Raw genomic sequence first — 10,412 nt, forward strand, 5'->3', positions numbered from 1 at the left:
GATTTTGTCTGGACTGTGATCCAACCCGATACAAATCAATTAAATACCTGCCGCTTTATTTCAGTTATTCGCCACCCCTGCCGATAGTGACTATGTTCACTTTACCTTCCCCCAATGAGTGAGGATGTCTCCATGGGCTTATCTATCGTGCAGCGGATCATCGCCGGATTCGTGTTGATGCTGCTGTTGCTGATCCTGCTTGGAGTGATCAGTACCTTTAAAATCAAGGGTATAAATGACGGTCTCTCTGCCGTATCTGACCGTGCAACCCCGCTGGTAGTCGCTGTCGCAGGCCTCAAGGGGGCACTGCAGGATAGTAACCGCTGGGTGCTGGTCTACCGTACCAGTGAAGATGCCGCCCAGTTGCCGCAGTTGGCCAATCAGTTCAAGGAGCAGCAGAACCGCTTTGCTCGGCTGAGTCAGGAGATGGGTAAATTTACCGGCGTAGCGGATGCCCGAGCCCGTTTCCAGCAGGTCGAGAGTGCCACCACCCAATTTTATGGCTTGGCGGATCAGGTGTTGGCCCAGCATAGGCAGTGGGTCATTGCACTGGATCAGCGCCACAAGCTGGAGATGGAATTTATCCGCCTTGAGGATACCTACCAGTGGGCGGCTGATCTGCTGTTGCAACAGACGGCCAGCAAGCGTTCCATGCGCAACAAGGCGGAACTCATTACCTCAGGGATCGCCCGCGATCTGAAGAATATCCGCCGTGCCGATGCCAAAACCGACCTGAACGAGCTGGAAAAGGTACTTAGCAAGGATATCGAGATGGCCCGCAAGCGTCTGGAGCGTGTACTGGTGCCCGATGATGTGAAAGCGCGCTTTGTCTCCAACCTGGATCGGATGCAGGAGCTGGCGCTCGGCGCTCAGGGCTTGCTGGCGACCATGCGTCAGGCCCAACAACTGGAGCTGTCGTTGGCTACTCAGAATCAACAGCTGGATGCCAGTCTGGTCAACAGCCTCAATTTGCTCGATGAGATGGGCAAGTCTGCCGGAGCCATCGCCAGCGAGAGCCGTGTCAATGCGGATGAGGCGGTCAGCAGTGCCAGCTTCTGGATCCTGGTGGTTGCCGCGATGTCGGCTGCTGCCGCACTGGTGATCGGCTATACCACGGCACGCAGCATTCAGCGTCCGTTGCAGATGATCAACAAGGAGCTCGATTACATGGCGGCCGGCGACATGACACGGCGCATCAACTACCGCAGCAGTTGCGAATTTGGCAGCCTCTCTCGCTCCATTGATACGCTGGCGGGCAAGACTGGCGAGCTGCTCTCCCAAATCAATGCGGGCTCCCGCCATCTGGTAGACGAGGCGAGTCGCGCTGCCGAGATCAGCGAACGGGCCATGTCCCGGGTGCAGGAGCAGAAGAGCCAGACCGATCAGGTAGCCGCCGCCATTACCGAGTTGGAAGTGAGTGCGACCGAGGTGGCCCGGTCTACCGATGGCACCAAGCGGGAAGTGGATCTGGCTGACGAAGAGGCGCGCAATGGTCGCCAGAAAGTGGCCACCACTCGCCGGATCACCGAGCAGCTGGCTGGCGCCATGGAGGAGGCTGTCGGCATCACCTACAAACTTGGGGAATTCAGTAACAATATCGGCAGCATTCTCGATGTGATCCGCAGTATTGCCGAGCAAACCAACCTGCTGGCCTTGAACGCCGCCATCGAAGCCGCCCGTGCTGGCGATGCCGGCCGCGGTTTCGCGGTGGTGGCCGATGAAGTGCGGGCGCTGGCCAATCGCACCCAGACCTCGACCGAAGAGATCCAGGGGATGATTGAGAACCTGCAAAGCTCCAGCAAGCATGTGGTTGAAGTGATGGGGCGCAGCCAAGAGCAGACCCAGAGCTGTGTCGAGCAGACTCGCGAGATGGATGTTGCGCTGCAATCGATTGCCGATCGGATGAGTGCCATCAAGTCGATGGCTGATCAGGTGGCCCATGCCGCTCAGGAGCAGATCTCCGTCAGTCAGGGGGTAGCTCGTCATATCGCCGGTATTGCCGATGTGGCATACGAAACGGAGCGGGAGGCGCGCGAATCCGCCAGCAGCAGTGAAGTGCTGGCCGACCTGGTCGCCAAACAGCAGCAATTGATCTCACATTTCAAGGTCTAGGAGGGCTTATGTCTAAAAAGTGGATTGGAGCCCTGAGTCTCCTGTTGTGTGGCCAGCTGATGGCCAGCGAGCTGGTGATTGAAAGCTGGCGAACCGATGACAAGGCGTTGTGGGAGCAGAAGATTATCCCGGCGTTTGAAGCGGCGCATCCCGGCATCAAGGTGAGTTTTCATCCGGTGCAGAACGTCAACTACATGCCCACTCTGTGGGAGAGCCTGAAAGGGGGCAAGGCGGGGGATCTCATTACCTGTCGTCCGTTTGATGACTCGCTTGCCTTGTTCAAGGCGGGACATCTGGCCGAGCTGACCGAGATGGCGGGGATGGAGAACTTCCCGAGTTTTGCCCAGTCACCCTGGCAGACCGATTCCGGTGCCCAGACCTTCTGTGTACCCATGGCGTCGGTTATCCATGGCTTCTTCTATAACAAGAAGATCTTCAGTGAGTTGGGGCTGACATTGCCGCAAACCCGCGATCAGTTCTTTGCCGTGCTGGACAAGATCAAGGCTGATGGGCGCTATGTGCCGTTGGCCATGAGCGGTGCCGAGAGCTGGGTTGCCTCCGAACTGGGTTTCCAGAATATTGGCCCCAACTACTGGAAGGGAGAGGACGGCCGTCTGGCTCTGATCGGCGGGCAGGAGCGGTTGGATAACCCGCATTATGTGAAGGTGTTCGATGAGCTGGCCCGCTGGCGTTCCTACCTTGGCGAGGGGGCCGAGAGCCGCGATTATGCGACCAGCAACGAACTGTTTACCTCCGGCAAGGCCGCTTTCTATGTTGCAGGATCCTGGGAGATTGCCCCCTTCACCGGCAAGGTCAATTTTGGCGTCATGCGCCCGCCGGTGGCCAAACAGGGTGATGGCTGTTTCTTTACCGACCACACCGATATCGGTATGGGGATGAATCCGGCCAGCAAGAACAAAGAGGGGGCGATGGCTTTCCTGCAGTGGCTGACGACGCCGCAATTTGCCGAGCTCTATACCAACTCGTTGCCTGGATTCTTTTCCCTCTCCAACCACTTCTTCGATGTCACCAATCCGGCGGCTAAAGAGATGATGGAGTGGCGGGATCAGTGTGACTCGACCATTCGGGTGGCGACTCAGATCCTCTCCCGTGGTACGCCCAAGTTGGGGGATGAGCTGGCCGAGGTGAGTCAGGCTGTGTTGCTCGGCAAGATGGAGCCCAAAGCTGCCGCGGATCGACTGGAAAGTGGCTTGAAGGGCTGGTATGCCCCTCATCAGGGCAACAAGGCCCAGAGCGCGGATTGTCAGTGTGATCCGGTTGTCCCTGCCCCTGCCCCTGCCCCTGCCCCTGCTTCGGCTTCAGCGCCGGCGACTGAGGTGTCCGCAGCCCCCGCGACCAGTGAAACGCCTGCCGTGGTGGCACCTGTAGAACCCGCATCAGCCGCCGCTGCACCATTACCGGCGCCGTCGGATGAGGTAGAGCAGGCGCTCTCCAACGAACTGGAAGCGCCACAGCAGCCACAGCAATAGGCCATCGGCATCAATAAAAACGGGAGGCATCAGCCTCCCGTTTTTTTATGGCTCGTGGCCAGCATGTATCGCTTTATTGTGCTTCGTGGGGCCAGCGGCAGAGGCTGCCGATGCGGGCAACGGGGGCAAACCCCAGAGAGCGGTAGATGCGCTGGGCATGGTAGTGCTCGTCAGCCACTATGATGAGCTGTTTGGCGCGGGACAATCCAGCGCGAGCCACTTGACTCAGCAGCTGGCGGCATAACCCCTGGTTGCGCCACGCATGGTGCGTGCGTACCAACTGGAAGCGCCCAAGTGTGCCGCAAAAGAAGAGGCCGCAGCTGGCGACCAGTTGCCCCTCTTGCCAGATCCCCCACCAGTCCCCGAGACCATCGGCAATCATGGCCTGATAGAGCGCCTGGCGGGATCGCAGATAGGGAAGATAGCTCTGTTCCGAGTGTCCCTCATCCCGTTCATGGAGTTCGAAGTCGAGCCACTCAGGCCAATCAGCAGTGGTGAAGGTACGTGCCTCAACCTTGTTCATGTCGCCGTGAGGAGGTGGGCAACTCTGTTCATCCAGTGCCAGCACCACACACTCCATATATTGGTATCCCGTTGCGACAAAACCGGCGATCCGGCTGTTTTGTCCGGCCGCCAGTGGCCATTGGAAGGTGCGGTGGCGCACTCGAGGAGCCTGGCCGATCAACTGATCGAATGCGGCTTCCAGCCAGCCTTTGTCACGGTCGCTGGGTGGGGTGGGGAGCAGCAGGTAGTTGCCGAAGTAGTAATCGGGAGCATCCGGTGTGCGAACCGCCCAGAACTGATCGTGCTGAACGACCTCGCCTTGATAGCGATCGAACAGCAAGTCGGTGGCAAAGCCGGGGTGGGTATCCATGATGATGCTCCTGCAAAGACTCATTCTGTTATCGGCAGGAGTGGGAAATAGATGAAAAGGGGCCGGAGAAGCCTCCGGCCAAACAATCACACGCAGATTCAGAACGTCCAGGACGATCTGCCCTCATCATAACTCGACTGGTGCGATTTTGGGATGGGCACTGTTCGGTTACGTACCGTTAATTTTATAAATATGAAGTTCGTCAGATCGGATGTGAGGTAATTCCCTGTTGACTTTGTCCCGTTTTGCTCATAAATATAAAGACGTTTAGACGTCCAAACATCCGTTTTGACGTAGACAGATGGATTGCAGGACAGGGAGAAGAGCAGATGGGATTTCACAGTGCACGTCAGGTTGAAGCGCTCAACCAGAGTCTGGCAGATTTGAATGGCGATATATCGGTCAGTTTCGAGTTTTTCCCGCCCAACAGTGAAGGGATGGAAAACACGCTCTGGCAGTCCATTGAGCGACTGAAAGTGCTGGAACCCAAGTTTGTCTCCGTGACCTACGGCGCCAATTCGGGTACCCGGGATCGTACTCACAAGGTGATCAAGGATATCAAGGAGCGCACCGGTCTGATTGCCGCGCCCCACCTGACCTGTATCGATGCCAGCCGCGACGAGCTGCGTACCATTGCCCGCGATTACTGGAACAGCGGTATCCGCCATATTGTGGCGCTGCGTGGTGACCTGCCTCAGGGGTTGGAGAAGCCCGAGATGTATGCCACCGATCTGGTTGCCCTGCTCAAGGCTGAAGCTGACTTTGATATCTCGGTTGCCGCCTATCCGGAAGGTCACCCGGAGGCGAAGAGCGCCCAGTCGGACCTGCTCAACCTCAAGCGCAAGATCGATGCCGGTGCCAACCGCGCCATTACCCAGTTCTTCTTCGATGTGGAGACCTATCTGCGTTTTCGGGATCGCTGCGCCGCCATCGGTATTGATGCCGAAATTGTGCCGGGTATCCTGCCTGTTTCCAACTACCAGACCCTGGCCAAGTTTGCCGGTTTTACCAACGTGAAGATCCCGCGTTGGATGCATCAGCGTTTTGAAGGGCTGGAGAACGATCAGATGACTCGTAATCTGGTGGGGGCGAGCATCGCCATCGATCAGGTGCGAGTGCTGAGTCAGGAGGGGGTCAAAGATTTCCATTTTTATACCCTGAACCGATCCGAATTGACCTATGCCATCTGCCACACCCTGGGGGTGCGACCGAAAGGTCAGCCGTAATATGCAGGGGGATAAAAAGCCAATGAGTTGCTCATTGGCTTTTTTATGGCGACCCGTCAGGGTCTGGTTGGAGCGATCTCTTTCGGCTCGAGATCGATCACCGCATTGCCTGCCGCTCCCGGATACTGGTGATAACTCTGGTCCTGCTCCAGGGTGTAGAAGGTATCCAGATAGTCATCGTCATTGGTCATCCAGGAGTCGGGCAGCGCCTTGACGATACGACCACCCAGATCGAGGAAGGGGAGGCCCTCCGGCACTCCGCCAGCGGTAAAGCCGAGCTTGAGCGCCTCAATCAGCAGGTCGGCCAGCTCCTTGTAGTTGACGTTGTCATCCTGCTCCATCATCACGATATCAACCGCACCCCAGCGGTAGCGATCCCAGTAAACCAGGATCTGGTTGGGGGTGTAGTCAGTATTGTCATAGTCGAGGTAGGGCATATCGACGATATCGACCACGGGCTCATCCCGACTGGGGTTGACCCCGGCGACGACGGCATAAACCTCGGCAGCACCGAGAAGCCAGGGCTCCTGATCATCTTTCAGTCTGATCTTTTTCAGGATGCTGGTTTTGAGCGGTGCTGTGTTGGCAGAGGATTTGGGTTGGAGGGCCTGCATATCGGCTGCGGCAAATGCCTTGCGCATCACCTGCAGACCGGCATTTTTGGCTTTCACCGGATCGGCTTCGACCACGAGCACAGGTCGGGCCGGTGCCTTGTCGACATCGAGATAGACCGGATTACCAGCGCTGTCGAACGCTTCGATGGCACTCCAGCTCTTCTCATCACCGCTCGGAACATAAGCGACCAGTGGTTCAACTCCCTGTTGCAAGGCGGCTGCCTGTTCCGGGTTGGCCAGTCGCAGCTGCATCAGCTGCTTCACTTCCCCGTCGAGCCCTTGTCGGGCGATCGCTGCCTGATTGGCATCGGTTGCTTGCCGTTTAAGGCGGGTGGGCGCTTTCTTCAACAACTCGGGCAGCGGGCTTTGGTACTGAGGATTGCTTACCAGAGGCAGCAAACTCTTCTGTTGTAGCGCGAGCTGGCGCGCCAGCTCCCGATCCGTATCGGCAGCCTGGACGCTCGTGGCGCCCAGTATGGCCAGCAATAACAAGACAGCCTGACTTTTCATTTTTATTCTCCGTTATATGAACCTGACAGGCGGCAAATTGGGAAGAAGATGCCGCCTGATGCCACTAGATTAAAATTAGTTTCAGTTGTGAACTATTTTGTACGGAGAGTGTGGAATGGTTCACGGTTTGTGATCCAATTGATTCCTTTGTCGATAAATTTGGATGCCATAGAGCCCCATGCCGATGAGCAGTCCCCAGCAGGCGGCAGCGATGCCGAGCAGGTTGATACCGGAAGCCGTGATGATGAAGGTCAGCAGGGCGGCCTCACGGGCATCGTCGTGTTGCAATGCGGTGTGCAGGCTGCTGCCGATGGTGCCGAGCAGGGCTAGCCCTGCGACACAGGTCACCAGTATCGCCGGGAAGGCCGTGAACAGCGCCGCCACCGTGGCCCCGAAACAGCCGGTCAGCAGATAGAAGCAGCCAGCCCACACTGCCGCGGGCCAGCGCCGGTTGGCATCCGGATCCACCTCTTTCCCCATGCAGATGGCCGCAGTTATGGCCGCTAGGTTGAAGGCGTAACCGCCGAATGGAGCCAGCAGCAGACCGGTGAGGCCGGTCCAGGTGATGAGAGATGAGGTGGCGGGCTGATAGCCGTAGGCCCGTAAAATGGTAATGCCTGGCATGTTCTGGGAGGTCATGGTGACGATGAACAGTGGCAGAGCGATACCAAACAGGGCACCAAGGGAAAACTCTGGCCAGGTCATGATCGGGCCGGCCAGTTGCCAGTGAATGGTGTCAAGCTGCAGCTCTCCTCTCAGCAGGCAGATGAGGATGCCGACCGCCAGCACCAGTACCATGGTATAGCGTGGCCAGAGGTGGCGGCCGAGCAGGAATGCCAACAACAGGCTGCCGAGCAGCAAGGGGGCTGCCGGGGCGACCTTGAACAGATCCAGCCCGAACTTGAGCAATACCCCAGCCAGCATGGCTGCCGCCAGCTGGGCCGGGATATGGCGCATCAGCCGATCGAACCAGCCGCTGATGCCGCACAGGGTGATCAGCATGGAAGAGATAATGAAGGCTCCGATGGCTTCGGCCAGGGTGAAGTTACCCAGGCTGGTGATGAGCAGGGCGGCCCCCGGGGTCGACCAGGCAGTCAAGACGGGGATGCGGTAATAGAGGGAGAGGCTGATGCAGCTGATGCCCATGCCGATACCCAGCGTCCATAACCAGGATGTGAGCTGGGCAGCATCGGCCCCCGCTGCCGTGGCTGCCTGAATGATCAGGATGACCGAACTGGTATAACCGACCATCACGGCGATGAAGCCGGCGACCAGATGAGGAAGGGCAAAGGGCATGGTGACGTCCTTGTGGGGTTGTGGCGGTTTGTGCGTTATTACGTACAATATTGCTTCAGACTATATCGCTGTGCGTTATAGCGCACAAGGCGATTCAAGCAAGCGCAACAAAGAGGCAGTCATGCAAGAGATGAATCAGCATCTGGCCCAACGTCTGAAGGGGTTACGCAGCGAACTGGGCTGGAGTCTGGATGTAGCGGCGCGGGAGACTGGCGTCAGCAAGGCGATGCTGGGCCAGATTGAGCGAGGGGAATCGAGCCCGACGGTGGCCACTTTGTGGAAGATCGCGACCGGATTTCGGGTCTCCTTCTCCAGCTTCATCGAGCCTGCACCTGCTGCGCAGAACGAGGTGCTCTACCGCACCGCCGATGCTATTCGCCAGCAGCCGGCGGGAGAGGGTATGCAGGTTGCGCCTCTCTTCCCCTATGAGAGGCGCTTTGGTTTCGAATTGTTTGAGTTGACACTGTTGCCCGGTTATCAGCGAGAATCAGAACCCCATGAACCCGGAGTGACCGAGCATGTCATCGTCATCAACGGCCAGATGGAAGTGCTGGTGGAGGAGGAGTGGCACTCCTTGACGCAGGGGGAGGCGGTGCGTTTTGCGGCCGACCGCCCCCATGGCTATCGCAATCAGGGGGTGGCCCCGGCTATCTTCCACAATCTTATCCACTATCCGGCCAGCAGATCTTGGCCTCCGGGTCAGCCTGGGCGCCCATCAGCCCGAGGGCTGGTCAATATGGGAGCATAGACCCAGACAAACAGGCCATACGCCAGGCTCCAGGCCAGGCCGCTCAGGTTCCAGCTGTGCAAGGTATGGGCCGGCCAAAGCAGCGGGATCACGACCCGGATCAGGGCCGCCATGATCACCAGCGCGAACGCGTACTGGATCCTGCGACCTACCTGCAAGGCCCGGCCACTGTGACCAAGGGAGACCCTGGCTATCATCCCCAGGATCATGGTCCCCATGCAGCCGGCACTGAGCAGGTGGCTGGCCAGCGACAGGCTGATGGGTAGGCCGGCAGCCAGAGCACCAAGGGCGAGCAGGCCGAGAGGAATAAACAGGTAGGCGAGGTGCAGTGACCACAAGAGGGGTTGTCCAAGAGTGGAAGGCAGTCGCCAGCGCAATTGGCGCCACAAGTGCAAAACAGCCGCCACTATATATAGAGGAAGCAGGTAGAGGCTGGTGGCCCATGGGGTGGGCAGCAGCAGCCAGCTCACCAGAGTGAGCCACAGCGTGGCAAGAGCTGCGCGCTCCAGCCAGAGAATAGGGACGGCTTTTTCCATCCCGGTGGCCCTGGCGGTAAAGAAGGGGATGACTCGTCCTCCCATCACGGCGATCAGGGTTGTAAGCAAGAGCACTGTGGTAATGAGCAGATGTTCCATATCAGCCCACTGTGCCTGCCACAGCCAGCTGGCGGCGTTTAGCAGTGTCAGCACGACCAGCAGAGGCACAAAGAAGAGGTTGCGCCACTGCCTGGTGACCACAATCGGTTTGGCCAGATACCAGGCGCAAAGAGGCAGCCAGAGCAGATCTGCCGCCATCAGCAGGGTATTGTGCTCGCCCAACCAGGGCAGCAATGCCCTCGGCAATGCCCACAGCACCACGATCAGCACAAGCGGCCAGCTTCTAACCCCTGGGTGAGCTGTCCAGTTTTGCACTGCGGTCAGCAGAAATCCTGCAACAATTGCCGCTCCGAAGCCAAACAACATCTCGTGAGCATGCCACCAGATGGGATTGCCAATCCCCGGCAGGACGAACCAGCCATTGAGCTGCCCAAGCCAGCCCAGCATTGCCAATGTTGAGAACAAGGCGCCGAGCAGGAAGAAAGGCCGAAACCCGAGGCGGAACAGAGGAACAATGTTCTCCTCTTTACGGCTATCCAGGATCTGATGCATGACGAAACCTTAATTGAACATTTGAAAAGCTAATTATAAATTGGCTTTTCAAATGTTCAATTAAAACTGATATGCTGATAAGGGCAAGAAGTGAGAGGGCTGTGATAAACCGTGGCCGATAGCCTGATTTGGCTATTGAGGTGCCTGCAGTAAGCTGATTTCGCCGGTTTAATATGCTGATTGGTGGCTTTGTGAGCGAACGAACAGCAAAAGCCATCTTTTTGCAATTATCTCCTTGTCAGAACGAATTCACTCCCTATAATGCGCCTCCATCGACAGGGCAAGCGGCAACGTAAACAACCTCGTCGGTAGCCTCGAAAAGCCTTTGAAAATAAGGCTTGACTCGAGAAGGCGGTTGAGTAGAATTCCACTCCCGCAGCAACGAACTGTTGCG

Annotated in this window: 8 protein-coding genes; 4 read left to right on the forward strand and 4 right to left on the reverse strand. The window is 57.7% G+C overall.

Going from position 1 to position 10,412, the window contains the following annotated elements; genetic code table 11:
• Positions 1 to 132 precede the first annotated feature (132 nt).
• Both I6L35_RS08560 and I6L35_RS08565 read left to right on the forward strand, forming a co-directional pair.
• Entirely contained in the window at positions 133 to 2,112 is a 1,980-nt protein-coding gene (locus I6L35_RS08560) for a methyl-accepting chemotaxis protein (RefSeq protein ID WP_216980022.1), read from the forward strand.
• 8 nt (positions 2,113 to 2,120) lie between these two features.
• Entirely contained in the window at positions 2,121 to 3,602 is a 1,482-nt protein-coding gene (locus I6L35_RS08565) for an ABC transporter substrate-binding protein (protein WP_216980023.1), read from the forward strand.
• 73 nt (positions 3,603 to 3,675) lie between these two features.
• On the opposite strand, the gene I6L35_RS08570 is transcribed toward I6L35_RS08565, so the two are convergent.
• The gene (locus I6L35_RS08570; RefSeq protein ID WP_216980024.1) at positions 3,676 to 4,476 is read right to left on the reverse strand and encodes a GNAT family N-acetyltransferase; all 801 of its coding nucleotides are present in this window, start codon (positions 4,474 to 4,476) and stop codon (positions 3,676 to 3,678) included.
• Positions 4,477 to 4,805: 329 nt separating this feature from the next.
• On the opposite strand from I6L35_RS08570, the gene metF reads away from it, so the two are divergent.
• Complete coding sequence (gene metF, locus I6L35_RS08575) at positions 4,806 to 5,702, forward strand: methylenetetrahydrofolate reductase (protein ID WP_005341548.1); 897 nt, start codon at positions 4,806 to 4,808, stop codon at positions 5,700 to 5,702.
• 56 nt (positions 5,703 to 5,758) lie between these two features.
• Here the strand turns inward: metF and I6L35_RS08580 are convergent, their stop codons facing one another.
• Together I6L35_RS08580 and I6L35_RS08585 are read right to left on the reverse strand one after the other, a co-directional pair.
• Entirely contained in the window at positions 5,759 to 6,826 is a 1,068-nt protein-coding gene (locus I6L35_RS08580) for a DUF3103 family protein (protein WP_005341546.1), read from the reverse strand.
• A gap of 120 nt (positions 6,827 to 6,946) precedes the next feature.
• Positions 6,947 to 8,122 (reverse strand): benzoate/H(+) symporter BenE family transporter, encoded by a 1,176-nt coding sequence (locus tag I6L35_RS08585; protein WP_216980025.1) that lies wholly within the window; start codon positions 8,120 to 8,122, stop codon positions 6,947 to 6,949.
• A 121-nt stretch (positions 8,123 to 8,243) separates the two neighbouring features.
• On the opposite strand from I6L35_RS08585, the gene I6L35_RS08590 reads away from it, so the two are divergent.
• A complete protein-coding gene (locus tag I6L35_RS08590) occupies positions 8,244 to 8,870 on the forward strand; it encodes a helix-turn-helix domain-containing protein (RefSeq protein ID WP_216980026.1) in 627 nt (208 codons plus the stop codon).
• Here the strand turns inward: I6L35_RS08590 and I6L35_RS08595 are convergent.
• Positions 8,822 to 10,018: an NnrS family protein gene (locus I6L35_RS08595; RefSeq protein ID WP_216980027.1), complete on the reverse strand. Its 1,197-nt coding sequence runs from the start codon at positions 10,016 to 10,018 to the stop codon at positions 8,822 to 8,824. The two genes, I6L35_RS08590 and I6L35_RS08595, sit on opposite strands and share 49 nt — an antisense overlap.
• Positions 10,019 to 10,412: the final 394 nt, after the last annotated feature.

Source organism: Aeromonas sp. FDAARGOS 1405, from assembly GCF_019048265.1.
Lineage (GTDB): Bacteria > Pseudomonadota > Gammaproteobacteria > Enterobacterales > Aeromonadaceae > Aeromonas > Aeromonas veronii_A.

What these genes read in the sequence shown, in the direction of transcription:
- I6L35_RS08560 (WP_216980022.1), top strand. Translation starts at nt 133, where the DNA reads ATGGGCTTATCTATCGTGCAGCGGATCATCGCCGGATTCGTGTTGATG.
- I6L35_RS08565 (WP_216980023.1), top strand. Translation starts at nt 2,121, where the DNA reads ATGTCTAAAAAGTGGATTGGAGCCCTGAGTCTCCTGTTGTGTGGCCAG.
- I6L35_RS08570 (WP_216980024.1), bottom strand. Translation starts at nt 4,476, where the DNA reads ATGGATACCCACCCCGGCTTTGCCACCGACTTGCTGTTCGATCGCTAT.
- metF (WP_005341548.1), top strand. Translation starts at nt 4,806, where the DNA reads ATGGGATTTCACAGTGCACGTCAGGTTGAAGCGCTCAACCAGAGTCTG.
- I6L35_RS08580 (WP_005341546.1), bottom strand. Translation starts at nt 6,826, where the DNA reads ATGAAAAGTCAGGCTGTCTTGTTATTGCTGGCCATACTGGGCGCCACG.
- I6L35_RS08585 (WP_216980025.1), bottom strand. Translation starts at nt 8,122, where the DNA reads ATGCCCTTTGCCCTTCCTCATCTGGTCGCCGGCTTCATCGCCGTGATG.
- I6L35_RS08590 (WP_216980026.1), top strand. Translation starts at nt 8,244, where the DNA reads ATGCAAGAGATGAATCAGCATCTGGCCCAACGTCTGAAGGGGTTACGC.
- I6L35_RS08595 (WP_216980027.1), bottom strand. Translation starts at nt 10,018, where the DNA reads ATGCATCAGATCCTGGATAGCCGTAAAGAGGAGAACATTGTTCCTCTG.